Source organism: Streptomyces sp. NPDC043861, assembly GCF_056435905.1.
Genome location: NZ_JBWKDP010000001.1, coordinates 821385 through 847019, shown reverse-complemented (window position 1 = coordinate 847019; position 25635 = coordinate 821385). Strand labels below are relative to the sequence as shown.

Annotated in this window: 26 protein-coding genes; 12 read left to right on the top strand and 14 right to left on the bottom strand. The window is 71.1% G+C overall.

Annotation, left to right across the window (positions count from 1 at the left end):
* Positions 1-1150: 1150 nt before the first annotated feature.
* The 4 genes from AC068D_RS03535 to AC068D_RS03520 all read right to left on the bottom strand — a co-directional run bounded on the left by AC068D_RS03535 (position 1151) and on the right by AC068D_RS03520 (position 3152).
* Positions 1151-1393 (bottom strand): chaplin, encoded by a 243-nt coding sequence (locus tag AC068D_RS03535; RefSeq protein ID WP_478821242.1) that lies wholly within the window; start codon positions 1391-1393, stop codon positions 1151-1153.
* A 22-nt stretch (positions 1394-1415) separates the two neighbouring features.
* Complete coding sequence (gene tgmB, locus AC068D_RS03530; RefSeq protein ID WP_478821241.1) at positions 1416-2399, bottom strand: ATP-grasp ribosomal peptide maturase; 984 nt, start codon at positions 2397-2399, stop codon at positions 1416-1418.
* 19 nt (positions 2400-2418) lie between these two features.
* Positions 2419-2610, bottom strand: coding sequence for a putative ATP-grasp-modified RiPP (gene tgmA, locus AC068D_RS03525; protein ID WP_478821240.1), 192 nt, complete (start codon positions 2608-2610; stop codon positions 2419-2421).
* Between the two features lie 173 nt (positions 2611-2783).
* Positions 2784-3152: an MmcQ/YjbR family DNA-binding protein gene (locus AC068D_RS03520; RefSeq protein WP_478821239.1), complete on the bottom strand. Its 369-nt coding sequence runs from the start codon at positions 3150-3152 to the stop codon at positions 2784-2786.
* 527 nt (positions 3153-3679) lie between these two features.
* On the opposite strand from AC068D_RS03520, the gene AC068D_RS03515 reads away from it, so the two are divergent.
* Positions 3680-4876 (top strand): acyl-CoA dehydrogenase family protein, encoded by a 1197-nt coding sequence (locus tag AC068D_RS03515; protein WP_478821238.1) that lies wholly within the window; start codon positions 3680-3682, stop codon positions 4874-4876.
* Between the two features lie 101 nt (positions 4877-4977).
* On the opposite strand, the gene AC068D_RS03510 is transcribed toward AC068D_RS03515, so the two are convergent.
* The 7 genes from AC068D_RS03510 to AC068D_RS03480 form a co-directional block, all read right to left on the bottom strand.
* Complete coding sequence (locus AC068D_RS03510) at positions 4978-5547, bottom strand: GAF domain-containing protein (RefSeq protein WP_478821237.1); 570 nt, start codon at positions 5545-5547, stop codon at positions 4978-4980.
* The gene (locus AC068D_RS03505) at positions 5544-6197 is read right to left on the bottom strand and encodes a GTP-binding protein (protein WP_478821236.1); all 654 of its coding nucleotides are present in this window, start codon (positions 6195-6197) and stop codon (positions 5544-5546) included. The genes AC068D_RS03510 and AC068D_RS03505 overlap by 4 nt, the downstream gene beginning before the upstream one ends.
* Positions 6175-6549 (bottom strand): DUF742 domain-containing protein, encoded by a 375-nt coding sequence (locus AC068D_RS03500; protein ID WP_478821235.1) that lies wholly within the window; start codon positions 6547-6549, stop codon positions 6175-6177. The genes AC068D_RS03505 and AC068D_RS03500 overlap by 23 nt, the downstream gene beginning before the upstream one ends.
* A gap of 2 nt (positions 6550-6551) precedes the next feature.
* Entirely contained in the window at positions 6552-6986 is a 435-nt protein-coding gene (locus AC068D_RS03495) for a roadblock/LC7 domain-containing protein (protein WP_478821234.1), read from the bottom strand.
* A 7-nt stretch (positions 6987-6993) separates the two neighbouring features.
* A complete protein-coding gene (locus AC068D_RS03490) occupies positions 6994-8880 on the bottom strand; it encodes a sensor histidine kinase (protein WP_478821233.1) in 1887 nt (628 codons plus the stop codon).
* A 513-nt stretch (positions 8881-9393) separates the two neighbouring features.
* Positions 9394-9939, bottom strand: a complete 546-nt coding sequence (locus AC068D_RS03485) for an MOSC domain-containing protein (protein ID WP_478821232.1) — start codon at positions 9937-9939, stop codon at positions 9394-9396.
* 273 nt (positions 9940-10212) lie between these two features.
* A complete protein-coding gene (locus AC068D_RS03480) occupies positions 10213-11511 on the bottom strand; it encodes an MBL fold metallo-hydrolase (RefSeq protein WP_478821231.1) in 1299 nt (432 codons plus the stop codon).
* Positions 11512-11753: 242 nt separating this feature from the next.
* On the opposite strand from AC068D_RS03480, the gene AC068D_RS03475 reads away from it, so the two are divergent.
* The 5 genes from AC068D_RS03475 (at position 11754) to AC068D_RS03455 (ending at position 16711) form a co-directional block, all read left to right on the top strand.
* Positions 11754-12341 carry a carboxymuconolactone decarboxylase family protein gene (locus AC068D_RS03475; RefSeq protein WP_478821230.1) on the top strand — a complete coding sequence of 196 codons (588 nt, stop codon included), beginning with the start codon at positions 11754-11756 and terminating at the stop codon, positions 12339-12341.
* Positions 12342-12459: 118 nt separating this feature from the next.
* Positions 12460-13683 (top strand): Glu/Leu/Phe/Val dehydrogenase dimerization domain-containing protein, encoded by a 1224-nt coding sequence (locus AC068D_RS03470; protein WP_478821229.1) that lies wholly within the window; start codon positions 12460-12462, stop codon positions 13681-13683.
* Positions 13684-13951: 268 nt separating this feature from the next.
* Complete coding sequence (locus AC068D_RS03465) at positions 13952-15139, top strand: amidase (RefSeq protein WP_478821228.1); 1188 nt, start codon at positions 13952-13954, stop codon at positions 15137-15139.
* Positions 15140-15143: 4 nt separating this feature from the next.
* The gene (locus AC068D_RS03460; RefSeq protein WP_478821227.1) at positions 15144-15764 is read left to right on the top strand and encodes a TetR/AcrR family transcriptional regulator; all 621 of its coding nucleotides are present in this window, start codon (positions 15144-15146) and stop codon (positions 15762-15764) included.
* Between the two features lie 29 nt (positions 15765-15793).
* On the top strand, positions 15794-16711 hold the full coding sequence (locus tag AC068D_RS03455) for a carbohydrate kinase family protein (RefSeq protein ID WP_478821226.1): 918 nt from the start codon (positions 15794-15796) through the stop codon (positions 16709-16711).
* Here AC068D_RS03455 and AC068D_RS03450 read toward each other — a convergent pair.
* Together AC068D_RS03450 and AC068D_RS03445 are read right to left on the bottom strand one after the other, a co-directional pair.
* Positions 16702-17739: a DUF6745 domain-containing protein gene (locus AC068D_RS03450; RefSeq protein ID WP_478821225.1), complete on the bottom strand. Its 1038-nt coding sequence runs from the start codon at positions 17737-17739 to the stop codon at positions 16702-16704. The two genes, AC068D_RS03455 and AC068D_RS03450, sit on opposite strands and share 10 nt — an antisense overlap.
* Before the next feature lie 56 nt (positions 17740-17795).
* Positions 17796-18125, bottom strand: coding sequence for a hypothetical protein (locus tag AC068D_RS03445; protein WP_478821224.1), 330 nt, complete (start codon positions 18123-18125; stop codon positions 17796-17798).
* Between the two features lie 255 nt (positions 18126-18380).
* Here AC068D_RS03445 and AC068D_RS03440 point away from each other — a divergent pair, with 255 nt between their 5' ends.
* From AC068D_RS03440 to AC068D_RS03415, 6 genes are all read left to right on the top strand, one after another.
* Positions 18381-19367 carry an NAD-dependent epimerase/dehydratase family protein gene (locus AC068D_RS03440; RefSeq protein WP_478821223.1) on the top strand — a complete coding sequence of 329 codons (987 nt, stop codon included), beginning with the start codon at positions 18381-18383 and terminating at the stop codon, positions 19365-19367.
* Between the two features lie 195 nt (positions 19368-19562).
* The gene (locus tag AC068D_RS03435) at positions 19563-20510 is read left to right on the top strand and encodes an STM4015 family protein (protein WP_478821222.1); all 948 of its coding nucleotides are present in this window, start codon (positions 19563-19565) and stop codon (positions 20508-20510) included.
* The gene (locus tag AC068D_RS03430; RefSeq protein WP_478821221.1) at positions 20507-21664 is read left to right on the top strand and encodes an STM4014 family protein; all 1158 of its coding nucleotides are present in this window, start codon (positions 20507-20509) and stop codon (positions 21662-21664) included. Before AC068D_RS03435 ends, AC068D_RS03430 begins: the two co-directional genes overlap by 4 nt.
* A 5-nt stretch (positions 21665-21669) precedes the next feature.
* Positions 21670-22497, top strand: coding sequence for an STM4013/SEN3800 family hydrolase (locus AC068D_RS03425; RefSeq protein ID WP_478821400.1), 828 nt, complete (start codon positions 21670-21672; stop codon positions 22495-22497).
* Positions 22494-23843, top strand: a complete 1350-nt coding sequence (locus tag AC068D_RS03420; RefSeq protein WP_478821220.1) for an STM4012 family radical SAM protein — start codon at positions 22494-22496, stop codon at positions 23841-23843. The genes AC068D_RS03425 and AC068D_RS03420 overlap by 4 nt, the downstream gene beginning before the upstream one ends.
* Positions 23844-23856: 13 nt before the next feature.
* The gene (locus AC068D_RS03415) at positions 23857-24711 is read left to right on the top strand and encodes an STM4011 family radical SAM protein (protein WP_478821219.1); all 855 of its coding nucleotides are present in this window, start codon (positions 23857-23859) and stop codon (positions 24709-24711) included.
* Positions 24712-24725: 14 nt separating this feature from the next.
* On the opposite strand, the gene AC068D_RS03410 is transcribed toward AC068D_RS03415, so the two are convergent.
* Positions 24726-25517, bottom strand: a complete 792-nt coding sequence (locus AC068D_RS03410) for an SGNH/GDSL hydrolase family protein (RefSeq protein WP_478821218.1) — start codon at positions 25515-25517, stop codon at positions 24726-24728.
* Positions 25518-25635: the final 118 nt, after the last annotated feature.

Genomic DNA, 25635 nt, shown 5'->3' with positions numbered 1-25635 from the left:
AGGGTGACACCCTCGCCGGGCAAGCACCCCGGCGGCTCCTTGTCACGGGGGTCGAGGTAGGGAGCGGATCGCTCGCACGCGGGCTGCCCAAGGGCTGCCGGGACCGTCCCCGGCCTGGTGCGCCGGGGCTCGCGGACCTCGGATGCGGGTGCTCATCGGTGACGCCCGGCTTCGACCGAGTCAGCAGTCGAGGGTGACGGCCTGCGCCGGGCCCGCCGGCCGGGACCAGCTGCCCACCCCGGTGATCGACCATGTCGCTCGCCGCACACGACCGGCCCGCGGCATCGCGGGGCGCTTCGAGGCGGTCGGGTGATCGGGCCGGGACCGTGGACGGCCGCGCGCACGACGCCCTTGATGCGCCTTCACAGCGCCGCATCCTGGCTGCCCACGGGCCGTCGCGGCCCGGGTCGAGCCCAGGAGCACCTGATGAGCCCGGAGGGGAACCGCCCATGGGTGCGATGGTCACCCCTGAGATCCCGGCCACGGCGAGGCTGCTGGACGACGGCCCGAGGCCTGCGCACGTCCTGGTGAGATCGGCCGCGGCTCTCAGCGGACCGAGGCGCACCCCGGCCGGGTGATCGACGTCGGCATCGGCATCCCGTGAGCAGCCGGCGATCGGCGGCGGGCCGGCCCTTGCGGGAACGAGGGTCGTGATCGCCCGCGGCCCCTGCGCGAGGTGGCAATCGCAGCGACCGGGACCATGGATGCGGCCCTCCCGCACCCCCGGCCGTACGGCTCTTCGATGCGGCGGCACTCCGTCGTGCGGCCGGGGCCGGCCGGCGGACAGGGTGGTCGTCGGGCCGTACCTTCCCGGCGCATCCACGGCCGCAGCGGACGACGCATTAGCCGTGTCCCGAGTGCCCGGACCGTGTGTCATCCGGCGGGAGTTGCGGCGCCATGGGCAGACCGATGGGCATCCGGCCTCCCAGGGCCCGGACCCGGCGGGCGTGTGGGGTCGGTCCGGCCGGTTCCTTGAGCCTGTTCCCGGAGCGACGGCGGTGACGAGGCTGCTGCGGGACGGGCGGTGAGCACCGAGACCGGCGCCCGCCGGATCGCCCGGCCGAGCCGCTGCAGCAGCACATCGGGGAGCCCGGGCAGCAGCCGGTCCCGGGACCGTCGCCGCCCCGGGACCGGCACTCGTCACGTCGTCCTAGCCGTTGACACAGGCGATGCCGGCCGCCGGGTTGAACAGTCCGATCACGGTGACCGTGTTGCCACAGGCGTTGATCGGCACAGCTACGGGCAGCTGGAACACATTGCCCGACAGCACACCGGGCGAGCCCGTCGCGATGCCGATGACGGAGGGGCCGTCGTCGGCCACGGCCGCCCCCGCGCCGCCGATCAGAGCGGCAGCCGTGAGCCCGGCCGTTGCCACCAGGGTGCGCATACGCATGGTTTCTCCTCGGAAGAGGTGGTCACAGAACTCCTTGACCGTCCCCTCCCGCCGGAGTCGCCGCAACGCGACCTGCTCCGTTCGGAGCACCGGCCAGCCAGGCCGCGACCGCATCGGCGATGGGCTGCCCGGTCTCCAGTTCGATGAAGCCGAACTGCCCGCCCTGATTGCACTCCAGAAACCACCACACGCCGTCCTCGTCCTCGGCGAAGTCGAAGGCGGCGTAGGCCAGAGCCGCCTCCCCGGTGTACTCGCGCACGGCGCGGGCGATGCGATGGGGAACCTCCACCGGCTCCCAGCCGTGGCCGGTGGCGCCGTAGCGTCCGTCCACCTGGTCGGCAGCGGCCACTTTGCGGGCGGCGAACAACCGGCCGCCGACCGCGGTGAGCCGGATGTCGGCACGTTTCGGAATGTACTGCTGCAGCAGCGTGGGCCCAGCCGCGACCCCGGTGAAGTCCGCGTCCTGGTCTATGCGGGTGGTGGGCAGGGCCACCGGGGGGTCACCGACCGGCGGACCGGACGCGGACTTCACCACGATGTCCCGGTATTGGGCGGCGAACTGCCTGGCCACCCGGGGGAAGGTGGTGATGACCGTCGGCGGCACGGCGAACCCGCTGCGATGGGCCAGGCTCAACTGCCATGGCTTGCAACGCGCTTGGGCCGCGACCGAGGGATGGTTCATCCATCGGGCCGTGGCGGAGTAGAGCATCCCGTACAGCGCCTGCTCGGTCTCCGCTGTCAGCCATTCAGAGGCCCCCGGGGCATGCGCAGCGGGCCGGCCGGGCCTGCGGACCCATATGGAGCGCAAGGCGCTCATGCTCAACAGCCGTCCTTCGGTGGAAAGATGGCCGTAGAAGTCACCGCTGACGTACTCGGCCGAGAGCGATGCCTCACCGGGTACGTCAGCGGGATCCAGGCGCACGAGGGGCACCCCTCGCGCATGCAGCTTGGCGACCACCATGTCCGCCGTGACGTCCTGTCTGCAGGTCAGGATGAGCACAGTCATTTTTCTTGCGCCGGTCTGTTCAGTCGTCGAAGTGGGTCTTCGACCCGGCCGTGGACGTCGTCGTGCCGGTGGCAAGGAGCACCGCACGATCGCCGACGGCGGGTCGCCCGTCCGGCAGCACGTTGAGCTGCAGGGTCGGGTCGTAGGTATACGTCACCGTGACCGCTGGACTCTCGGCCGGAAGTACGTAGTTCAGTACGAACGGTCGCATGAGTCTCCTTCGTCGACTGTCTGCACACACGTAACTGTACGTGCCGAAGTCGTAGGCAACTCATTACAATGAGTTACCGCAGGCCGGGATGGTGGTGAATGTCGTCACAACGGATCCACTAAACCTTTCGACCCGTGGCAATCGTCTTCCTCAATCACCGACTCCTGCAGATCTCACTGCGTGCGCGTGTCTCCCAACTCCGGGTAGGCGTCGAGCAGTTTGCGCGGAGCCGCCTGTCTCCAGGAGTCGAGCAGGATGGCGTGCAACTCGTCCTCGTCGTCCAGTGCGCCGAGCCGTACCCGGAGCCAGGCGTAGTTGTCGTCGTGTCCCACGCGGATGAAGAACTTGTCCGGCTCGGAGGCGATCAACTCCTCACGGTCCTCCTTGGGACACTTCACACCCATCACCTGATCGTCGTCGTCGAGCGAGGCGAAGATCTTCCCGCCCTGACCGGCCCGGAACGTGGGCATGCCCCAGGCGAGCTTTTCGAAAGCCCCGGGCAGCGAAAGCGCGATTCTGCGTACGTCGTCGGCGTTGGCCATGCGACGACCGTACGACGCAGCACCGACAATCGCCCCGGCGTGACACCGGCCGGGCGTCGGACCGTCGGGCGCGTCGGCACTTTGCCGCCCCACTGGGCCATGGCGCCCGCGCACAGGCGGGCGCTCGGGGACGCAACCGTGCGCCGGTACCCGGAAGGCCTGATCCCAAGCGGCCTCGGGGAGGCACAACGGGCGCCAGACACCCCTCATCAGCGCCTCCGTGCGCCCCGGCCGCGATGGCTGACCCTCAGTGCCATATGCCCACGAAATCTTCGCCAATGGCATGTGGCAGCAAGATGTGCGAGGGGAATGCCCTACGGACAGGACGGGACGGCCACTACCACGCAGAAATCACCTTCAATCAAACGTCAACGGGGCAAAATTTAGCCAAAGTTGACAAACAATCCTTAACCGCCCGCAACCGATCGAGAGCAGAGAGACGGCCGGCCCCTACGGGACGGGACCACACCGATGCACCACCTGTCCGAACGCATACACGAGCAGGCGTTTCGCAGAGGAGGCTCGCGATGGACGGGTACTTCAGCAGCCGAGTGCACCATCAACTCCGTGACCAGGTAAGGCACTTCGCGGAGAGCGAGGTACGTCCGCGGGTCCCCGCCATGGAGGCGGCCCGCACGGTCCACCACGAGCTGTCCCGGCACATAGCCAGGCAGGGCTGGCTGGGCGCAACGATCAGCAAGTCCTACGGCGGAATGGGGGTCGGTCATCTCGGCAAGACCATCATCATCGAGGAGCTGTCCCGCGTCAGCGGCGCCATGGGGGCCATGGTCCAGGCCTCCCAGCTGGGCGCCGCCAAGATCGTCCACTTCGGGAGCGAGGAGCAGAAGAAGACCTGGTTACCGGCCATCGCCGCCGGCGAGTGCCTCCCCACGATCGCGGTCACCGAAGCCGAGTCGGGCGGACATGTACTGGGCATGAGCGCCACAGCCGTGCGCGACGGCGACGACTACGTCATCAATGGCCGGAAGGTGTACGTCGGAAACAGCCATGTCGGCGATCTTCATGGGGTCGTGGTCCGCACCGGCGAGGGTTCCGGCGGCCTCACCGCGTTCCTCGTCGAATCCGACCGGCCCGGATTCCGGACAGGGGATCAGAAACCCACGATGGGCCTGCACGGGTTCGGCTTCGGCGAACTGCACTTCGACAACTGCCGGGTGCCGGTCGAGAACCGGCTGGGCGAGGAGGGCGACGGCCTCGCGGTCGCGTACTCGTCGAGTGTCCTCTACGGAAGGGCCAATCTCACCGCCGTCTCGCTCGGTCTTCACCGGGCGATCCTCGAGGAGACCACCGGGTTCTGCGCCGAACGCCACCGATACGGCCGGCCACTGCACGAACTCCCGTCCGTGAAGCTGAAGCTGGGGCAGCTCCAGTCTCGACTGATGACTGCCCGCCTCGCGGCGTATCACGCGGTGCACCTGCTGGATCAGGGACTGGCCTGCGATGCCGAGCTGATGAACGCGAAGCTGGTCAACGTCGAGTCCACGCTCGACTCGGCCCGGAACGCCATGGAGATCCATGCGGCGGCGGGCCTGTCCACGGACCGCCCCGTGGAGCGGTATCTGCGGGACGCGCACCACATCTTCGCGCCGGCCGGCACCTCGGACGTCCAGTTGCTGAGGCTCGCCGAGGTGGCGCTGGGTACCGCCAAGGACCAGTGGTCGGACCGGCTCTCCGAGGTGACGAGGCTGGAACCCGCACTCTGACGGACCTACGCCGGTGCCGAGCGCCGGTCCGACAGCAGACGCGGGTGACGCCCCTGGAGGTCCGACTGCCCCGGGGCGTCACCCGGCCGTGAATCCCTTCGTCACAGGCCCCCGTCCTCGCGGTGGTGGATCTGCTCGACCAGCTCCGCCGCGAGCGACTTGATGGTCTCCAGACCTGCCCGGCCCCAGGGCCGCGGCTCCGTGTCGACGACACAGATGGTGCCCAGCGCGATGCCGGTGCGGTCGATCAGCGGTGCGCCGAGATACGAGCGGATGCCGATCTCGTCGACCACGGGATTCCCGGCGAACCGCGGATAGTCGCAGACGTCCTCCAGGACGAGCGCCTTGCGCCGCACCACGACATGCGGGCAGTAGCCGTGATCGCGGGCCATGAAGCGGCTCACGTCCCCGCCCGACGCGGCGGCGTCGAGGCCGCTGCCCGAGTGCGTACCCGAAGGAGTGTGCAGGCCGGCGAAGAACTGCTGCTTCTCGTCGATGAAGTTGACCATCGAGTAGGGCGCCCGGGTGACCTCGGCGAGCCTGTGGGCGAACTCGTCGAAGGCCGGGTCGGGCCGCTCGCCCAGACCCAGCTGGCGCAGCCGCCGCACCCGTGTGGGCGCCTCGCGGTCGACGGGGGTGAGCAGCAGGTGACCGGTCGGGTCGTACGTCATGAGTGTGCTCCGTAGCTCGGCGCCGCTGCCGGTGCCGGGGTGGTGGCCAGCAGATGCTGGACCAGGGTGACCAGGGTCCGTATCCCGGAGCTCGCGATACGGGCGTCGCACAGCACGACCGGCACCTCCGGTTTGAGATCGATCGCAGCCCGCACCTCCTCCGGCTCGTAGCGGTAGGCGCCGTCGAACTCGTTCACGGCGACGACGAACCCGATGCCCCGCCGCTCGAAGAAGTCCACGGCGGAGAAGGAGTTCTCCAGTCGTCGGGTGTCGGCCAGGACGACGGCGCCGAGCGCGCCTTCGGAGAGCTCGTCCCACATGAACCAGAAGCGCTCCTGCCCCGGCGTGCCGAACAGGTACAGCACATTGCGCTCGTCGAGGGTGATGCGGCCGAAGTCCATGGCGACGGTGGTGGTGGTCTTGGACTCGACCCCCTCGAGGCTGTCGGTCGCCGCGCTGACCGCCGTCAGCAGCTCTTCGGTGTTCAGCGGCTCGATCTCGCTGACCGCGCCCACGAAAGTCGTCTTGCCCACCCCGAAGCCGCCCGCGACGAGGATCTTCAGGGCAGTGGGGAACGGGTCGGCGGCAAGGCCGGGTTCATTGCGGGGTGCGAGGGTGTCGCGGGGTTCAGAGCCGTCGTCGTAGACCATCGAGCACTGCCTCCAGCAGGGAACGATCGGTGGGGGTCTCCTGGAAGCGGGGCGCCCGTGCGGTGACCGCCCCGCAGTCCACGAGATCGGACAAGAGCACCTTCGTCACGACCGCGGGGAGCCGTAAGTGGGCCGCGATCTCGGCCACCGAGGTGGGCCCGTCGCACAGACCGAGCGCCAGGGCGTGCTCGGGTCCCAGATAGGACTGCGGTGGGACGGCGCCGGTCGCCATCACCAGTGAGAGGAGATCCAGTGCGGCCGTCGGACGGGTACGACCGCCGCTCACCGTATAGGGGCGGATGAGGCGGCCGGCCGCGTCGTCGAGCCAAGGCCCGTCCTGCGGGGCCGGCACGGTCAGTGCCCCGTGGGGCTCGGCGCTCCGGCCGGCTGTCTCGCCGGGGTGATCAGGTACGGCCGTACGCTCTTGACCAGCATGGCCATCTCGTACCCGAGGACCGCCGCGTCCGCCTCGCGGCCGGCGAGGACGGCGAGACAGGTACCGGAGCCGGCCGTGGAGACGAAGAGCAGCGTGGAGTCGAGCTCGACGACCACCTGACGGACCTCACCTCCGTCGCCGAACCGGGAGCCGGCGCTGCGACCCAGGGAGTACAGCCCCGAGGCCAGCGCGGCCATGTGGTCGGCGCTGTCGGTGTCGAGGCCGTGCACGGACTTCACCAGTCCGTCGGACGAGAGCAGAACCGCGTTGCGGGTGTACGGCACCCGCTGGACCAGGCCGGTGAGCAGCCAGTCGAGATCCGAGGAATGGCCGGTCGGCGCATCGCTCGTCATGGTGCATCTACTCCTTGTGAGTGTCGTCCTGTTGGTGCGGTTCGTGGGGGATGACGGCCGGCTCCTGGGACTCGGCGAGCCCGATGCCTCTTTGGAAGGCCGCCATCAGGCCCGGGTCGTGCAGGGTGGGCTCCTCGGCCCGTCGTTGAACCGGTTCGTTGCGCAGCTGGGGCACCAGGTGCTCCTGGGCGCGGCGCTTGGGGAGCGTCGGGCGGCCCATCGTGCCGCGGACCCCGGCCTGCGTCCCGGAGCCGCTCCCCGGCCGGGGGACTTCGTTGCCTGCCCTCGGGACACCGTTTCCCTCGCCGGGGACGGGGGCCGGGCCGGGACGATCGGCGTGCTCGCCCCTCACCGGAAGCGGACCGTGACCGGTCCTGTCCGGCACCGGGGGCTGATGCGGGATGCCGGGTCCGGTCGTGACGTAGGTGAGCGACCGCTGCGGGCCGGTGTGTGTCACCTCGCCCGAGGGGTAGGGCACCGGCACCCGCGGAGGCGCCACTGCCTGCTGCGGCTCGGCCGCGGGTGCGGGTGCGGTGACGTAGGCGGGCGACGGCGGCACGGCCGGCGCCTGGACGTGTCGCACCGTAGGTGCGTCGGCGCGCCCCGGCGCCCCTGCGACGTGTCCGGCAGCGAGTCCGGCCTGCTCCTCGGCGCCCGGGTGTCCGTCGATCTCCGCCCCGAGAAGCCCTTGGGGCAGTACGAGAACGGCCTGGACGCCTCCGTAGATGTTGGACTGGAGGCGGACGGCGATGCCGTGCCTGCGGGCGAGTGCCGACACCACGAACAGGCCGATGCGACCGTCCTGCACCAGATGGGCCACGTTGACCTGGTCGGGGTCGGAGAGCAGGGCGTTCATTCTGTTCTGTTCGGTGACCGGCATGCCCAGTCCCCGGTCCTCGACCTCGATGGCGAGACCCGCCGTGACACGTGAGGCGCGCAGCAGCACCTGTGTGTGCGGGGCGGAGAAGAGGGTGGCGTTCTCCACCAGTTCGGCGAGCAGGTGGATGACGTCGGCCACGGCGTGCCCGCGCAGAGTGCCGTCGATCGGCGGCACGAGCTTGACCCGGGGGTACTGCTCGACCTCGGCGATCGACGAGCGCAGGACCTCGGTCATGGTGACCGGGTTCGACCACTGCCGCCGGGAGATGGCTCCGCCGAGCACCGCCAGGTTCTCGGCATGCCGGCGGATGCGGGTGGCGAGGTGGTCGACGTGGAAGAGGCCCTTCAGCAGCTCCGGGTCCTCGACCTCGTTCTCCAGCTCGTCCAGCAGTTGGATCTCCCGGTGCACGAGCGACTGCAGCCGACGGGCCAGATTGACGAAGACTTCCACCTTCTGCTCGTTGCCGACGCTGCTGGACAGCCGGGACGCCTGAACGACGGCTGCCACCGCGGCGTCGTACGACCGCGTCAGCTCATGGGCGAGCAGGTCGAACTCGTCCCCGGAGACTGCGGGGAGCGGGGCGTCGCGGCGGGCCTGCGGGCGCTCACCGCGTCGCAGCCCCTCCACCACGCCCCGCAGATCGGCCTGGCCGCGTGCGGTCGTGCGGCGCAGGGCGTGGCAACGGTCCAGCACGGACTTCGCGGCGCGGTCGGCGCCCAGTGCCGCCGCCCCCACGGCCGCGGCGGCGAGGACCGTGGAACCGGCGAGCGCGAGCCAGAGGGCGGGCGAGGGGGAGGTGTCGGTGGAACGGATCGTGAAGAGCACCGCGGCGGCACCACTGAGCGAGGCGACGACGGAGGGAATGATCGCGGTGCGCAGCAGCTGCGGACGTATACGGGATTCCGGCGGCGGGGGCTGCTGCCTTGCCGCGGCGGAGGATCGGGAGCCTGACCGGCCGTGCCGTCCGCCCTCGCGGCGGTCCGGCCGCGCGGCGGGTGCGCGAAGTTGAGACATCAGCGTCCTTGGTACGTGGCCCAGGAATCGGAGTGCCGATCGGTGTACTCATCGGCGTACTACGGGTGTTGAGCTCCGGCTCAGCGGCTGGGCACGCCAAGGCCGCGTGCGCCCACCGTTGATCACCGGCCACACACGGTAGTCGTCAACCGTTCATGTCCGGTGGGCAGTTGACAAACTTGCCCGCAGAGCGTCCCGCTCTGGTATGACGGCTCGCACGGCCGCGCGATAACGCAACGTTGACCAAGGGGCGCGGTGTTCGCCGTCGGACATCGGCCCTCCACGGGAGGTCGCAGCCGTCCGGCCGGCCTTGTCCGGGGAGGTCGCGGGCGCCCGACCGGTGGGTGACGTCACGCCCGGGCACGGCCGGATTCCCGTCGGCCGCGCGTCGACCGCGGCGAAGCGGACAGTGCCTGCGTCCGGCCACGGGACGGCCCTCGTGAGGGCCACCCGCGCCGACGGGCCCTGCTGGTCCGTTCCGGGAGCCGGCTCGGATCCGGGCAGGTCTCCGCCTCAGACGCGTTCCAGCGGACGATGCGGGCCGGCGGGGAGCTCGATGCCGATCGCATCACCGGGGCGGACGTCGCCGCCTCGTCGTACCACACTCATGATCCCGGACTTGAAGGTGAATTCACCGGTCTCCGCATCGAGTTCGAAGACCTCCTTCAACAGCCCCTTGTGAAACGAGTCGATCTGCGAGCACGGGTTGCGCAGCCCCGTGACCTCCACGATCGCCGTGGCCCCGATGTGCAGCAGTGCGCCGGTGGGCAGGCCCAGCAGGTCGATGCCGCGCGTGGAGATGTTCTCGCCGAGCTCGCCCGCGGCGACGCTGAAGCCCTTTGTCGCGAGCTCGTCGAAGAGTTCCTCGTGCATGAGGTGCACCTGGCGCAGGTTGGGGGCGTCCGGCTCGTGCTTCATACGGAAGCGATGCCTGACGGTCCGGCCCGCGTGGACGTCGCCCTTGACACCGAGACCGGTGAGCAGCGTGATGCTCGTACGGTTCTGCTTGCTGAAGGAGTACGTACCCTTGCTGCTGACAGCCGTGACCCGCGCGCTCATGGTGCTCGCTCTCCCCGCCTCCGCGTCCTCGTACCCGGCGAGCCTAACCGGCGCCGTCGCCGGTGGGACAGGAGAGGTACCGGGCGAGCAGCGGACCGCTCTCTCCGCAGATGTTCGCGCCACCGGACGACGAAGCGGGGATCGGATCCCGCGACCGTCCGCGCAGGTCCTGACACCGTCCGGAAGGTCGAGGGCGACCTTCACCCAATGGGTCGGCCCCGGGTCAGCGGCGCGCCCAGGTCCCCGGCGGACTCCACCGACCGGTCACGCCGATCAGGCGGTCGGAGCCGCCTCGGGAGCGTCGTTTCCGGCAGCGGCTCCCCTCACGGTGCCGTCCTGCTCCGCGCCCCCGTGAGTGCTTGGTGCGCCGGTCTCCGCGTCGGACCGTACCGCCCTGCCGACCCGGTCGGACACGGCGACGGACGCGGGGGCCGATGCCGAGGCGGCAACGGCGACGGGCGCGACAGCCCGCCACCACGGCGTGGCCGGAACGTCCTCGGCCGTGGGCTCGAAGGGCTCTCCCGGCAATGGCAGGGCGACACGTGCGCCGGCTTCGGCCGCCGCCGTGATCGTGCCCTCTCCGGGCTCCACCCACGGGTGGGGCGCCAGATTGAAGGTGGCCCAGTGGATGGGCAGCATCACGCCGGACGGCCGGTCGCCCTGCAGATCGACATGGGCGCGGATGCCTTCGGCCGGGGTCATGTGGATGTCCGGCCAGTACTCGCTGTAGGCACCGATCTGGATCATGGTCGCGTCGAAGGGCCCGTGCTCGGCTCCGATCTCCTCGAAACCGGGAAAGTAGCCCGTGTCCCCGCTGTGGTAGACGCGGTGGCCGGAGGGCCCTTCGACCACCCACGAGGCCCAGAGCGTGTGCTGCTGATTGCGCAGACCCCGACCGCAGAAGTGACGGGCCGGGGTGGCGGTCAGCCTCAGCCCCGCCACCTCGGTCGCCTCGTTCCAGTCCAGCTCGCGCAGGCGCCCCTCGGCGACGCCCCAGCGTTCCAGATGGGCACCGACGCCGAGCGGGACCACGAAGAGGGTGTCCGTGGATGCCAGCTCCCGCACCGTGGGCAGATCGAGGTGGTCGTAGTGGTCGTGCGAGATCACGACGACATCGACCGGGCCGAGAGAGGCCAGCGGCAGCGGAACCGGGTGCAGCCTCTTGGGCCCGACGAAGGCGAAGGGCGAGCAGCGTGCCCCCCACACCGGATCGAAGAGCACCCGGCGGCCGTCGATCTCCGCGAGGACGCTCGAGTGGCCCATCCAGGTGAGCCGCAGCCCGGAAGCGGGCGGCTTGGCCAGATCGGCGAGGGTCGTGGGGTGCAGCGGCACGGGGGCGGCGGGCGACCGGAGCCTGCGCGCCTCCTTCTGGAAGTAGATCTTCGCGAACTCGAGCGTGGAACCGGACGGCCTGGTCCTGGCCCCGAGCGGGTTCTGGAAGACCCCGTCGGCGAAGTTGGGCGAGCGGCGAATCCGCTCCAGGCGCTCCCCGGCGGGGTCGGCCCCGAACGCGGCGGGCCGCAGCGACCGCAGCCTGGAGCGCAGCGAATGCGGGGATGCGTCGCCGGTCACGGAACCTCCTGATGTTCGGGTCTTCTCATTATGGGCGTGGGGCACGACAGTGCGGGAACGGAGGCGCGGCCCGGGTGGTTCCCGCGACACCCCGGGGAAGGGCCGGTGGAACGGGGCTGACCAGGCACGCGGAGAAGGAGCCGGAGCCCGGCGGAGGAAGACCGCGGCGGCGAATGTCACACCGGCGCCGCCGGATCCGTCGTACGTGGGCAAGGACCTTCCGCTCATCGAAGGAGCCCGTCATGGCCCGCATCTCACTCGACCCGCCCCGCACACTCTTCTACCGCGTGACGGAGTGGTACTCGAAGCGCGCGTACCAGGAGGTTCTCGACCCCGTGAAGGCGCTGGGCCACAACACCCCCGTCCTGCGCGCGGACCTCCGCTTCGAGCAGGCCGTCGCCAAGTGGAATGCGCTGGACCCGGAGCTCAAGGCACTGGCCGTGATGGCGACGGCCGCCTCGATCGGCTGCAGCTGGTGCATGGACTTCGGCTACTGGGCCAGTACGCGGGAGGGCATGGACGCCCGCAAACTGCACGAGGTGCCGGCATGGCGTGACAGCGACGCGTACACACCGCTCGAGCGCGATGTCATGGAGTACGCCGAGGCCATGACCGCGAACCCCCCGGAGGTCGGCGACGAGCTGGCCGAGCGGCTGCTCGGGGCGCTCGGCGAGGCCGCGTTCGTCGAGCTGACAGCGATGGTGGCGGTGGAGAATCTGCGCTCTCGGATCAATTCCGCGCTCGGGTTGACCAGCCAGGGCTTCAAGGACCACTGCGAGGTGCCGCAGCGGCCTGCCGGGGCACCGGGGGGATCGGCATCGGTGAGCTGATGCCGATCAGGACCGGCGCCTCCTGCCGCGGCGCGTGCGGCGGAAACCGCGTTGACATGCGTGCCGCCGCATCCAGATACTGACCGACGGTTCAGTTCGTGCCGTGCCTGGAGGCGCCATGTCCGCGTTGGACACCCCCATGACCGACCCTGCGACGGCCCGCCCCCTGATCTCGCTGACCTGGACGGACCACATGACCGGCCGCCGTGGCCATCTCGTCGTCGACCGCCTCGTGCGCGGGGTGGCCAGCGGGGGGCTGCGGATGCGTGAGGGGTGCACGCTGGACGAGGTCGCCGGGCTTGCCCGGGGCATGACCATGAAAGAGGCCCTGCACTTCGACGCGGACGACCCCACGGTCCGGTACATCCCGCTCGGCGGCGCGAAGGGCGGCATCGACTGCGATCCGCGGCATCCGGACGCGTACGGAATCCTGGTCCGCTATCTGCGCGCGATGCGCCCGTACATCGAGAGTGTCTGGACCACCGGCGAGGATCTCGGACTCACCCAGGACCTCGTCGACAGAGCGGCGGCCGAGGCCGGTCTCGTGTCGTCGGTGCAGGCCGTGTACCCGCTGCTCGAGGACCAGGCGGCGGCACGCCGGCGGTTGGCCGACGCATTCGCCGTCGAGGTCGACGGCATCGGCCTCGACGAGCTGGTCGGCGGCTGCGGCGTCGCGGAGTCGGTGCTCGCCGCCCTCGACCGGACGGGCACACCACGCGCCGGCACCAGGGTGTCCGTCCAGGGGCTCGGCACCATGGGCGGGGCCTCTGCCCGCTTTCTGTCCCGTGCGGGCCTGAGGATCGTCGCCGTGGCCGACATCAAGGGGACGATCGCCAATCCGGACGGCCTCGACGTGGAGACGCTGCTCGCCGCGCGTGATGCATTCGGAACGGTGGACCGTGCGGCGCTGCGGCACGGCGACCTGGAGCTGTCCGGCGACGCATGGCTGTCCGTCGGCGCGGAGGTGCTGGTTCCGGCGGCGGTCTCGTACGCCGTCGACACCACCAACCAGGCGTCCGTCACGGCACGATGGATCGTCGAGGCCGCCAATATGCCGGTCCTGCCGGAGGCGGAGGAACTGCTCGCGGCTCGTGGAGTCACCGTCCTGCCGGACGTCGTCGTGAACTCCTGCACGAACGCGTGGTGGTGGTGGACCCTCTTCGGCGACATCGGCGCCGACGCGGACGAGGCGTTCGCCCACACGCGCCGGTCGATGCGGGCGCTGATCGGGCAGATGCTCGATCGCGCGGAGGCGGACGGTACGACTCCACGCGCGGCAGCACACGCCATCGTCGCCGATCGGCTGCCGGTGATCGCGGAACGCTTCGGCTGGTACGCGTGAGCGCCTGCGGCGGCGGGTCCACACCGGCCTTGTGAGCCCCGTGCACTCCGTCCTCTCCGTCAGCCCCCATGGCCGCCATGAGCTCTGCCGGCCCCGAGAACCACCGTGCGCCCCGTCCTCCCCTGAGTCCCATGGGCACAGTGAGCCCGTGAGATCTCCGGCCGCCGAGCCGCAAGACCGCCGGCCGGCCATGCCCGGCGGGGCAGGCGGACGCAAGGCCCCAGGGGTGCTTCGATGAGGGCCGTCACCGGGAGTCAGGGAGGCGCCGATGGGTTCTTCGGCAGACACGGCCGTGTGGCGGGAGCGTGGTGAACCGCTGGTCGCCGGATCCGGCAGCGGGCCCCTGACCGGGCTGCGGCTGGCCGTCAAGGACGTGCACGCCGTCGCGGGGCACCGGCTCGGCGCGGGCAACCCCGTCTGGCTCGCCGGGACAGAACCGCAGAAGGCCCACTCATGGGCCGTGGGCGCCCTGCTCGGTGCGGGAGCCGAGCTGACGGGGATCGCTCAGACCGACGAGTTCGCGTACAGCCTCAACGGGACGAACGCGCACTACGGGACCCCACCCAACCCGGCGGCGCCCGGTCACGTCCCGGGTGGTTCCACCAGTGGTCCGGCCGCCGCCGTGGCGCTCGGCGAGGCCGACGCCGGTCTCGGCAGCGACACGGCCGGCTCCGTGCGGGTGCCCTCCTCGTACTGCGGGCTGTACGGTCTGCGGCCCACCCACGGAGCGGTCCCCACCCGCGGCATGCTGCCGCTCGCCCCTTCCTTCGACACCGTCGCCTGGCTCGCGCGGGACGGGGGGACGTTGGCGCGGATCGGCGACGTGCTGCTTCCTTCCGCCGATGGCACCGGCGCCGGACCGCCGTTCCGCAGGGCGCTGGTGGCGGGCTCCCTCGTCGCACTCGCCGACGCGGGAGTGCGCGAGGTGTTCCCGGCGGCGGCCGCGGAACTGGCCCGGCAGGCCGGGATGCGACTCGAGCAGGTGGCCCTTCCGCATGTCGACCCGGTCGCGGTCGCCGCGGCCTTTGCCCGGGCCCAGGGCGCCGAGGCGTGGGAGTGCGACGGTGACTGGATCAGGGCGCACCCCGGCGCTCTCGGGCCGGGGGTGGGCGCCCGCTTCGCCCGCGCATCGCAGGTCACCGCGGAGAGCCGGGTCATCGCGGAGCGCGTGGTCCAGCGCGCAGGACGTGCCCTGCGCGCGACCCTCCCGGAGGACACGGTTCTGCTGCTGCCCGCCGCCTGCGGCCCGGCACCGCTCGTCGACGAACCTCCCGGGCGCAAGGCCGCTCTCCGGGACGCGACCTTCCGCCTCACCTGCCTGGCGAGCGCGGCCGGGCTTCCGTGCCTGGTACTGCCCCGGCTGTCGGTGGACGGACTGCCCGTCGGCCTGGCTGTGGTCGGAGGCCACGGAAGGGACCGACGGCTGCTGGAACTCGCACATGCGTGTGTAGGGTGACCCGGTGGCGAGAGTCCGTTTGAGCGTGGCGCAGCGGCAGGAGGAGATCCTGCGGGCTGCAGTGGAGCAGATCGAGGCCCGGGGGGCGACCGCCGTGCGGATCGCCGATGTGGCCTCCGCCCTGGGGGTGAGCAACGCCCTGGTGCTCTACCACTTCTCGACCAAGGAGAAGCTGGTCGCCGCCGCTTTCGCCTACGCCGCGGAGGGGGACCTGGCGCATCTGCGCAAACTCCTCGGCCGGCGGACGACCGCGGTGCGCCGGCTGCGTGCTGCGGTCCGCTGGTACGCGCCGACGGGGCAGGCCAAGGGCTGGCGCCTGTGGATCGAGGGCTGGGCGGCCTCACTGCGCGAACCCGCGCTGCGCCAGGTGGCCCGCGCCCTGGACCAGCAGTGGAAGGCGGAGCTGACGGCGGTCATCGCGGAGGGCGCCGCCGCCGGGGAGTTCCGGTGCGACGACCCGGCGTCCACGGCCTGGCGGCTGACGGCCCTGCTGGACGGCCTGGCGGTGCAGATGACGTCGTATGCGGGGTCGCTCACCCGGGCTGCGATGCTGGCATGGACGGACGAGGCACTCGCCCGGGAACTCGGGCTCGACAGCGGGGCGCTGACCCGGCAGAGCGCCTGACGTACCGAAGACTCACGGGAGACGAAGTGGTGTCGGCGCAACGTACGGACCGGACGGACCTCGACGTACTGGTGATTGGTGGCAGCGGAGTGGACACGGTCGTCCGCGTCGACTCCCTCCCGGTCCCGTCGGCCGACTCGGTGGGAGTCCCCCCGATCATGGAGTGGCCCGGGCACACGGGCGGCAATGTGGCCCTCGGCTGCCAAGCCCTTGGGCTCGGCGTCACCTTCCTGGACTTCATCGGCGACGACCACGCCGGCCTGCAGATCCGTGAGAGGCTCGCCGACGGTGGCGTGGAATTCGAGCATCTGATATCGCCTTCGGGCACACGACGGGCGGTGAACCTGGTCGACCCGAGCGGCCGCAGGACGTCCTTCTACGACGCCAGGGACCCCGGCGATCTGCGCATGCCGCGCGAGTTCTACCTCCCTCACCTGAGGCGTGCCCGGCACGTCCATCTGTCGATCATGAACTTCGCCCGCTTCCTCTACGACGACATCGCCGAGCTCGGTGTCCCCGTCTCGACGGACCTCCATGACTGGGACGGGTTGGACGACCACCACAGGGAGTTCGCACTCCGGTCCGACCTGGTGTTCCTCAGCGCGGCGGGTGCCGGGGAGCGGATCGCGTCGGTGATGCGGGAGATCCTGCGCGAAGGGCGGGCCGAGACCATGATCGCCACGGCCGGTGCCGGCGGCTCGTATCTGATGACCCGCGACGGCGGCCGCACACCGCGTCCGGTTGCTGCGGCGGTGCCACCCACGCCGGTGGTGGACTCCAACGGCGCGGGGGACGCGTATGTGTGCGGGTTCCTCTACGGACGGCTGGCGGGCCGCACGGTCGAGGACTGCGCCCGGCTGGGCGCGGTGGCGGGGGCTCATGCCTGTACGGGCAGGGGCAGTTCGGCGCTGATCGGACCGGAGGAACTGGCGGCGGCTCAGGTCTGACGCAGCGGTTCGTACGCCGAGGCGTCGAGCCCGAACGTCCAGGCGACCCCCTCCTTCGCGGTGCGCGTGGCGGGCGGCACACGCAGCCAGTACGTCCTGTGCGTACCGTCCGGCTCCGGCGTGGAGTTGACGACCTCGACCATCACGACGTCCTCGTCGTCCGCAAGCGCGATACGCCACAGCACGCCGGTCTCGTCGCGATGCACGGGGCGGGCGCCCGACTCGGCGAGATAGCGGTCGTAGCCGTAGAACTCGAGCATGACGCGCCGCAGTTCGGCATTCTCCTCGGCGCGTATGCGCTCCGGGGTCAGCGACGAGAGTCCCTCCAGGAACTCCGCGGGCACGGGCATCCCCCGCCAGGCGTGCAGCGCAAATCCGTCGGCGAACGCCAGCGCAGGGCCGTCGCCGCGATCGAGCCGGCCCGCCTCGTCCCGGTGCAGTTCGACCGGACGCTCGCAGATCACCACGGCCTTCTCGAACGGCCACCACCAGCCCGCGTGTTCCGCCACGGTGGCGAGGCCCGCCAGTCGCTCGCTGCGCCCGTCGAAGGCGGCCAGCCAGGCGGCGTCGTGCTGGCCCAGCACCGCGTCCATCAGCACCAGCCGCACGGCGGTGCGCTCGGCTGCCGCCTCATCCGGATCGCCGTCGGCGAGCGCCGCCGCCTCCTCGGCGAGCACTTCGGCGACACCGGTTCGTATCCGCTCGGCGAGGGCGCGGGTGTTGTCCCAGAGCAGGGCACCGGTCCTCCCCCAGTGCTCGGTCCAGCCCGCCGGGCCGAGTTCGTCGTGAACCCGGCGACGCTCGTCGGCCCAGGGGATGGTCCGCACCTCGTCCCGCACCGGGCTCCCCGCCTCCTCCAGTGCACGCACGGCGGCCACGGCGGCACGGGGCGAGTCCGCCCAGACGAACCGCTCGGGGGCCTCGAGACCCACCGCGCGGTAGGCGAGCCGGACCCCCTCCTCGGCGGCCGCCCGCTCCGCAGGGCCCGTTGCCGCCGCCACTGCCCTCCACTTGTCCACGTACTGCATGCTGCTTCCCCGTCCCCTGAATTCCGTTCCGATGTGTCCGCGGCCCTCCGGCGTCGTCAGTCCGCGACGATCCGAACCGCACCCGGTATGTACTCCCGCTGGCGCACGACGCGGTACCAGCCCTTGGGCAGGGCTATCGGCGCGTGCTCCTCGTGCACCAGCCGGCCGCCCTCGGGGAGCTGGAGCAGCATCGGCCCGCCGGAGGCCGCGGATTCGCGAACGAGCCGCCCCGGCGCGGCCAGCGCGTGCGCATGGCCGGTGACCTCGCCGAGTGCCAGCACCAGCCGGCCCCGGACGTCCCTGGGCTCCCCCTGCGCCCGCATCGCGTGCGCAGGGACGGCGTCCTCCGCGACGGGCACGATCAGCACATCTCCCTGCCGGTACATGGCTCTCCCCTCCACAGCCGGCACCGCATGCGCCGGACCCGACACCGAAGTTAGGGGCAGGGTCTGACATCGACGCTCGTGGCCGCGATCCGGTGGCCGTGGCCCGGGAGGCGGGCCGGCACCCTGCCACGGCAACCGGCCCGTCATCCGCCGCACCTGCCCTGCGCGCAGACGGCGGCGACCGGCCGGCGGCACCGGGGTGCGCTGTCAGCGAACTGTCCCGGGACCCGGTGTTCGCCGTGCTTGGGTGCCGGGATGGAGATCTTGGTTCTGGGCGGCACGGCGTGGTTGGGCCGGGAGCTGTCGAAGCAGGCGATCGAGCGCGGCCATCGGGTGACGTGCCTCGCGCGCGGCGAAAGCGGGGAAGTCGCGGACGGGGCGACCCTGGTGGCCGGCGACCGTCGCGATCCTTCGGCGTACGGACCACTGCTCGACCGCGCCTGGGATGCGGTCGTCGAGGTGTCATGGCAGCCGGGCTTCGTCCGCGGAGCGCTCGATGCACTGGGCAGCAGGGCCGGGCACTGGACCTACGTCTCCTCCGTCAGCGCCTACGCCTCCCACGCCACGCCGGACGCCGACGAGTCCGCGGCTCTCCTTGCGCCGACCGACCGAAGCGAGGTCGGCCGCGATGTGTACGGCGCGGCGAAGGTCGCCTGCGAGCGGGCGTCGGCGACCGTCGTGGGCGACCGCCTTCTCGTCGCACGCGCCGGTCTCATCGGCGGCCCGGGCGATCCCAGCGGACGTTCCGGCTACTGGGTGGCCCGTTCCGCACGCGATCCGCAAGGACCGATGCTCGTTCCCGACGCACCGGACATCCCGACGCAGGCAGTCGACGTACGGGACCTCGCCGCATGGCTGCTCGATGCCGCGGAGACGGGGAGCGTCGGCACGTACGACGCTGTCGGGCCGGTCGTTCCGTTCGCGGAGTGGATCGAGCTGTCCCGCGCGATCGGCGGGCACGTCGGCCCGGTGGTCACGGCCGACTCGGCGTGGCTGCTCGCGAACGGCGTGTCGGAGTACATGGGGGCCGATTCGCTGCCGATGTGGCTGGTCGAGCCCGGCTGGCAGGGGTGGTCGGCCCGGAACGGTTCCGCGGCGCGCGCCGCGGGACTCCGTCATCGGCCCCCTGCGGAGCTGCTGACCGACACGCTGCTCTGGGAACGCGAGCAGGGTCTGGACCGGGCCAGACGTGCCGGCCTCTGCGCCCGGCGCGAGCGCGAGTTGCTCGACGCTCTCGGCTGACGGCGTTGCGCCTCGCCCTGCACCCGGGCCCGCGTCCGGCAGCGCACGGACACGGCGGCTCGACACCGTCCACGAATGCTCCGTGTATTGCCCGGGGCGGTACGTGGCCCCGAGGCACGCCCTGTCAGTGCCGCTTGGTAGAACTGCTCGCACATCAGCCGATCAACGCCGTCTCCGGTGTCTGGAGCATTCGTCATGACCATCTCGGGCCATCTGCAGGAGCTGTACGGCCTTCCTGCGTTCGACTTCCCCGGCGCCGATGCAAAGGTCGACCGTCTGCCCGACCCGGCATCCGTCGCATGGCGGATCGCGGTCGAGGCGTACGAGAGCGAGGAGCAGTGGGAGGAGGCGTTCGCCCGCTTCCTCGCCACCGTGGAAACCTCCGGGGTGCGGGCGCTGATCGTCGGCGCGTGGAGCGATGTGTACGACTCCGGTCCCGACGAGGTCCTCTCCGCGCTGCAGGCCGCACGGAACCGGTTGACCGGGCTGCGCGCCCTTTTCGTCGGTGACATCACCTTCGAGGAGTGCGAGATCTCCTGGATCAACCAGGGGGATGTCACACCGCTTCTCGAGGCCTTCCCGGACCTGGTGGAATTCGGGGTCCGGGGCGGTTCGGGGCTCGGTCTCCGTGCGGTGGAGCACGGGGGGCTGCGCACGCTCCGCGTCGAGGCCGGCGGCCTGCCCGCCGAGGTCGTGCGGGGCATCGCCGCGAGTGAACTGCCCGCGCTGGAGCACCTCGACATCTGGCTGGGCGTCTCCGAGTACGGCGGCGATGCCGAGCTCTCGGATCTGGAGCCGTTCCTCGCCGGCACCCGGCTGCCCCGGCTGAGGCATCTGGCACTGCGCAACAGCGAGATCCAGGACGAGATCGCCTCCGCCCTCGCCGGTGCACCGGTCGTCGCACGGCTGGAGACACTCGACCTCTCGATGGGCACACTCGGTGACGAGGGTGCGGCGGCGCTCCTCGAAGGGCAGCCGCTCACCCATCTCAAGAAGCTCGATCTGCACCACCACTTCATCAGCGAGCGGCTGCGCGAGCGCATACGCCGGAACCTGGAGCCGGCCGGCGTGACGGTCGACGTCGACGATGTCCAGGAACCGTGGGACAACGAGGACGGCCGTTTCACCGCGGTGGCGGAGTGACCCCGGCACCACCACCGCGTTTCGCCGTCGTCGGCAACCCCGAGAACCGGCGCGTCGGCTTCTTCCGCCGCGCCGTACGTGCGGCGGGGCTGCCCGAACCGCGCATCGTGCCCTGGCTGGACGTGCTGCAGGGCCGTGCCCGCTTCCTGCCCGGAGAGTGGGTGCGGATCGACTCGCCCGGGGAGAACGCGGAGGTCGACTTCCTGCTGCGAGGTGTCAGGGACCCGTCCCGGGTGGAGGGCAGCGGTCGCTGGTACACACGGTTCACCGAGTCCGTACGGGACGTGGCCCATGCCGTGAGGCAGGCGGGCGGCACGCTCCTCGGCCGGCCGGAGGACCTCGCGGTGCTCTTCGACAAGCGGCTCTGCCACGAGCGGCTGGCGGCCGCGGGCGTGGCGGTGCCGCCGTCGCCGACGTCGGGGGCCGAAGCTGCGGTCGTCCGGGGCTGGGACGACGTCCGCACCGTGCTCGCCGAGCCCGGATTCCGCCGCGCGTTCGTGAAGCTCGCACATGGCTCGTCGGCCTCCGGCGTCCTCGCCGTGGAGACCGCCGGAGGCGGCCGGGTCCGCGCGGTCACCTCGGTGGAGAGGTCGCCGGACGGACGGCTGTTCAACTCGCTCAGACTGCGCCGCTACACCTCGGAGCCCGAGGTCGCGGCGATCGTGGACACGCTCGCGCCGGACGGACTGCACATCGAGCGCTGGCTCCCCAAGGCAGTCAGGCACGGCAGGGCCGTCGACCTGCGCGTGGTGGTCGTGGCGGGCAGGGCCAGCCACGCCGTCGTACGGACCAGCCGGTCTCCGCTCACCAATCTGCATCTCGGCGGCGAACGGGGCGACCTGGCCGCGACGATCGCGTCCGTACGAGGCGCGGGCCGCAGTTGGAGCGACGATGTGCTCGGCCTGTGCGAGCAGGCGGCTGCCCGGTTCCCCTCGACCCAGTGTGTCGGCGTCGATCTCCTCCCCTCCACCGCCTGGCGGCGCTTCGCCGTCGGCGAGGTCAACGCGTTCGGCGACCTGCTGCCGGGGCTCACCGGCCTGCCGGGCAGCGGCGCCGAGGGCCTGGACACCTATGCGGCGCAGGTCGCCGCCGTCATCCGTACGCACCACGAGGAAGCACCATGCGCACGACCCCTCCCGGTACCGGGGACATGATCGACATGCCGGCGGTCGTCGGCACGGACGATCTGCTGCTCGTCACACTCGACACACTCCGCTTCGATGTCGCGGCGGAGCTGGCTGCGTCGGGCCGGATACCGAATCTGGCCCGCCATCTGCCCGACGGACTCTGGGAGAAGCGGCACGCACCCGGCAGTTTCACCTACGCCTCCCACCAGGCGATCTTCGCGGGCTTCCTGCCGACACCCGTGGAGCCCGGCCCTCATCCCCGGCTGTTCGCCGCACGATTCGCCGGCAGTGAGACCACCGCGGACGGCACGTTCGTCTATGACGCCCCGGATCTGGTCGGCGGGCTGGCGAAGGCCGGATACCGCACGGTGTGCATCGGCGGGGTCGGCTTCTTCAACCGGCAGGCACCGCTCGGTTCGGTGCTGCCCGGCCTGTTCCAGGAGAGCCACTGGGAGCCGGAGTTCGGCGTGGCGTCCCCCATCTCTTTCGAGGCGCAGGTGGACCGCGCCGAAGAGGTCGTCTCCTCGCTCCCCCACGACCGGCGGCTGTTCCTGTTCGTCAATGTGGCTGCCCTCCACCAGCCCAACTGGTTCCATCTGCCCGGCGCCACACGCGAAGCGGGCGACTCGCGTGAAACCCATGCTGCCGCGCTGGAGTACGTGGACCGGCACATCGGCCGGCTCTTCGCCGCGGCGAGCAGCAGACGCCGGTGCTTCACGATCGTCTGTTCCGACCACGGCACGGCGTACGGCGACGGCGGCTACACCGGCCACCGGCTCGGCCACGAGGTGGTCTGGACGGTTCCGTACACGCAGTTCTTCCTCCCGGGCCCCGGTGGCACGGCGGAGGACGCCCGATGAACACGATCCGCCCCTACCAGAGCTATGTGTACGCCTATCCGCACAAGACCGCGTACCGCCCGCTCGCCGAGCGCCCCGCGCTTCGTGAGCTGTGGGCCGGCGAGCGCAAGGACGCGCTCTCGCTCTATCTGCACATACCGTTCTGCGAGGTCCGCTGCGGTTTCTGCAATCTCTTCACCCGCATCGGAGCGCCGGACGAGCTGACCACGCGCTATCTCGACGCACTGGAGCGGCAGGCGGTGGCGGTGCGGGACGCACTCGGGGACGCGGAACCGGTGCGGTTCGCCACGGCGGCCTTCGGCGGCGGCACACCCACGTTCCTCACCGCCGGGGAGCTGGAGCGGCTGTGCGACATCGCGGAGAAGCGGATGGGTGCCGATCTTCGCGCCGTGCCGCTCTCCGTGGAGACCTCCCCGGCGACGGCCACCGCCGACCGGCTGGACGTGCTCGCCGAACGCGGCGCGACCCGGCTGAGCATCGGTGTGCAGAGCTTCGTCGACGACGAGGCGAAGGCGGCGGTCCGTCCCCAGCGCCGCTCCGACGTCGAGGCGGCACTCGGCCGGATACGCGACGCCGGGATACCCGTCCTCAACATCGACCTGATCTACGGCATCGACGGCCAGACCGAGGCGACCTGGCGCCACTCGCTCGACGCCGCACTCGCCTGGCGGCCGGAGGAGCTCTATCTCTACCCCTTGTACGTGCGGCCGCTGACGGGCCTCGGCCGTACCGGCGCCGACAGTGACGCTGCCTGGGACCGGGGACGGCTGGCGCTGTACCGCCAGGGCCGGGACCATCTCCTCGCCCATGGCTACGAGCAGTTGTCGATGCGGATGTTCCGCCGCACCGATGCCCCGCGGCAGAGCACGGACAGCCAGGGGGACGACTACGCCTGCCAGACCGACGGGATGATCGGCCTCGGCTGCGGCGCCCGCTCGTACACGTCGGGGCTGCACTACTCGTTCGACTACGCCGTCGACATGCGCCGGATACGCACGATCATCGACGACTACACGCAGGCGGAGGACTTCACCCGTGCGGAGGTGGGTCGGCGCGTCGACCAGGACGAGGCACGCCGCCGCCATCTGCTCCAGTCGCTGCTGCAGACGCGGGGAATGAGCCTCGCGGAGTACGGCACGCGGTTCGGCACCCTGCCGGCCGACGACTTCCCCACCGAGCTCGCGGCGTTCGCCGAGCGCGGCTGGTTGGAGGGGGCACAGGGGCCGGAGCAGACGGGCGGTCTGCTCCGGCTGACGGCGGAAGGCCTCGCGTACTCGGACGCACTGGGTCCCGAGCTCTTCTCCCCCGCGGTACGAGCCGCGATGGCCCGGTACGAGCTGAAGTGAGGATCACCCGCAGATGGATCTGACCGTTCTGTACCGGGGCCCGCTCGCCTCCTGCGACTACGACTGCCCGTACTGCCCGTTCGCCAAGCGCCGCGACAGCCGCGAGCAGCTGAGGGCGGACCGGGCGGCGCTCGACCGTTTCGCGGGCTGGGCGGAGGACCGGCAGGACGACCGGCTGTCGTTGCTGTTCACCCCGTGGGGCGAGGGACTGGTGCGCTCCTGGTACCGGCGCACCCTGGCCGAGCTGTCCCGGTTGCCGCATGTCCGCCGGGTCGCCATCCAGACGAATCTCAGTTGCCGCACCGACTGGCTCGCCGATGCCGACACGGACACGCTGGCGCTGTGGTGCACGTACCATCCGGGCCAGACACCGTACGACCGCTTCCTGGGCAAGTGCCGCGAGCTCGTCGACCGGGGAGTCCGGTTCAGCGTGGGTGTGGTCGGCTTCGAGGAGCATCTGGAGCAGGCCCGCCGGCTACGGGCCGATCTCCCCCGGCACATCTATCTCTGGGTCAACGCGGCGGAGGGGCACGCCTACACGGACGAGGAGGCCGCCCGCTGGACGGCCCTCGATCCCCTCTTCCCGTACAGCCGCCGTCCGCACCGCTCGGCCGGGCTGCCGTGCAGGACCGGCGAGTCGGTGATCTCGGTGGACGGCGACGGAACGGTCCGGCGCTGCCACTTCGTCCGGACCGAGCTGGGCAATCTCTACGACGGCTCGTACCGGGCGGCGCTGCGGCCACGTCCCTGCCCCCTCACCGTGTGCGACTGCCACATCGGCTACGTCCATCTGGAGTCGCTGCCGCTGTACGACGTGTTCGCGGGCGGGGTCCTGGAGCGGATCCCCGCTCCTTCGCACCACCCGTAGGGCGGGCGGAGAGCTCAGAGCGGAAGCAGATCCGGGCGCTTCGGCTCCACATGATCGCCTGACGATTCGCCGCGCAGCCGACGGCCGATCCACGGTGCGAGGTATTCGCGCGCCCAGTGGATGTCGTCGCGCCGGACCTCGAGCGTGCCACGCGGCGGCAGCGGGGGCCACGGCTGGTCGGGGTCGGCGGGTACCTCCATGCCGAGCACCTGAGCGGCGCGGAGCGCCACCCGGGTGTGGCCTTCGGGCGAGAGGTGGAGCCGGTCGCCGTCCCAGGCGCGCCTGTCCTGGACGGACTTGAGCGACCACAGGTCGAGGACCGGGCAACCGTGCCGGTCCGCGATGGCACGCACATGCGCGGTGTAGGTGGCGATCTTGCCGCGCAGATGACGGAGCACGGGGACGCCCCGGGTGTCGAAGCCGGTGGTCACCAGAACGGTACCGACGACGCCGGTGAGGTCGGCGACGGCGCGTTCGAAGCGCTCGGCGACGTCGTCGGGGTCGGTGCCGGGCCGGATGATGTCGTTTCCGCCGGCGCAGAACGTCACCAGGTCGGGGGCCAGTTCCTTCGCACGGGGGACCTGTTCCTCCACGATCTGGTCGAGGAGCCTGCCGCGCACGGCGAGATTGGCATAGCGGAATGTGTGCTCCGGTACGCGGTCATCGAGGAGCACCGCGAGGCGGTCCGCCCAGCCTACGAACTGCCCCTCGGGTCCGGGGTCTCCGACGCCCTCGGTGAAACTGTCACCGACCGCCGCGTACGACCCGAATACGCCATTCATCGTTGATCTCGAATCGTCTGCCACGTCACGACATCATTCACGGCATCAAGTGACCTACGCCACCGTAGGGAGGGGTTGACGTGGCGTGACATAGACCACCAGGTCAGTTTCTCGCAAAGTGGGAATAGGGCGGCACACAGAA

What these genes read in the sequence shown, in the direction of transcription:
- AC068D_RS03440 (WP_478821223.1), top strand. Translation starts at nt 18,381, where the DNA reads ATGGAGATCTTGGTTCTGGGCGGCACGGCGTGGTTGGGCCGGGAGCTG.
- AC068D_RS03510 (WP_478821237.1), bottom strand. Translation starts at nt 5,547, where the DNA reads ATGACGTACGACCCGACCGGTCACCTGCTGCTCACCCCCGTCGACCGC.
- AC068D_RS03415 (WP_478821219.1), top strand. Translation starts at nt 23,857, where the DNA reads ATGGATCTGACCGTTCTGTACCGGGGCCCGCTCGCCTCCTGCGACTAC.
- AC068D_RS03515 (WP_478821238.1), top strand. Translation starts at nt 3,680, where the DNA reads ATGGACGGGTACTTCAGCAGCCGAGTGCACCATCAACTCCGTGACCAG.
- AC068D_RS03470 (WP_478821229.1), top strand. Translation starts at nt 12,460, where the DNA reads ATGTCCGCGTTGGACACCCCCATGACCGACCCTGCGACGGCCCGCCCC.
- AC068D_RS03505 (WP_478821236.1), bottom strand. Translation starts at nt 6,197, where the DNA reads ATGGTCTACGACGACGGCTCTGAACCCCGCGACACCCTCGCACCCCGC.
- AC068D_RS03490 (WP_478821233.1), bottom strand. Translation starts at nt 8,880, where the DNA reads ATGTCTCAACTTCGCGCACCCGCCGCGCGGCCGGACCGCCGCGAGGGC.
- AC068D_RS03420 (WP_478821220.1), top strand. Translation starts at nt 22,494, where the DNA reads ATGAACACGATCCGCCCCTACCAGAGCTATGTGTACGCCTATCCGCAC.
- AC068D_RS03485 (WP_478821232.1), bottom strand. Translation starts at nt 9,939, where the DNA reads ATGAGCGCGCGGGTCACGGCTGTCAGCAGCAAGGGTACGTACTCCTTC.
- AC068D_RS03435 (WP_478821222.1), top strand. Translation starts at nt 19,563, where the DNA reads ATGACCATCTCGGGCCATCTGCAGGAGCTGTACGGCCTTCCTGCGTTC.
- AC068D_RS03495 (WP_478821234.1), bottom strand. Translation starts at nt 6,986, where the DNA reads ATGACGAGCGATGCGCCGACCGGCCATTCCTCGGATCTCGACTGGCTG.
- AC068D_RS03465 (WP_478821228.1), top strand. Translation starts at nt 13,952, where the DNA reads ATGGGTTCTTCGGCAGACACGGCCGTGTGGCGGGAGCGTGGTGAACCG.
- AC068D_RS03425 (WP_478821400.1), top strand. Translation starts at nt 21,670, where the DNA reads ATGCCGGCGGTCGTCGGCACGGACGATCTGCTGCTCGTCACACTCGAC.
- tgmA (WP_478821240.1), bottom strand. Translation starts at nt 2,610, where the DNA reads ATGCGACCGTTCGTACTGAACTACGTACTTCCGGCCGAGAGTCCAGCG.
- AC068D_RS03475 (WP_478821230.1), top strand. Translation starts at nt 11,754, where the DNA reads ATGGCCCGCATCTCACTCGACCCGCCCCGCACACTCTTCTACCGCGTG.
- AC068D_RS03520 (WP_478821239.1), bottom strand. Translation starts at nt 3,152, where the DNA reads ATGGCCAACGCCGACGACGTACGCAGAATCGCGCTTTCGCTGCCCGGG.
- AC068D_RS03535 (WP_478821242.1), bottom strand. Translation starts at nt 1,393, where the DNA reads ATGCGTATGCGCACCCTGGTGGCAACGGCCGGGCTCACGGCTGCCGCT.
- tgmB (WP_478821241.1), bottom strand. Translation starts at nt 2,399, where the DNA reads ATGACTGTGCTCATCCTGACCTGCAGACAGGACGTCACGGCGGACATG.
- AC068D_RS03445 (WP_478821224.1), bottom strand. Translation starts at nt 18,125, where the DNA reads ATGTACCGGCAGGGAGATGTGCTGATCGTGCCCGTCGCGGAGGACGCC.
- AC068D_RS03450 (WP_478821225.1), bottom strand. Translation starts at nt 17,739, where the DNA reads ATGCAGTACGTGGACAAGTGGAGGGCAGTGGCGGCGGCAACGGGCCCT.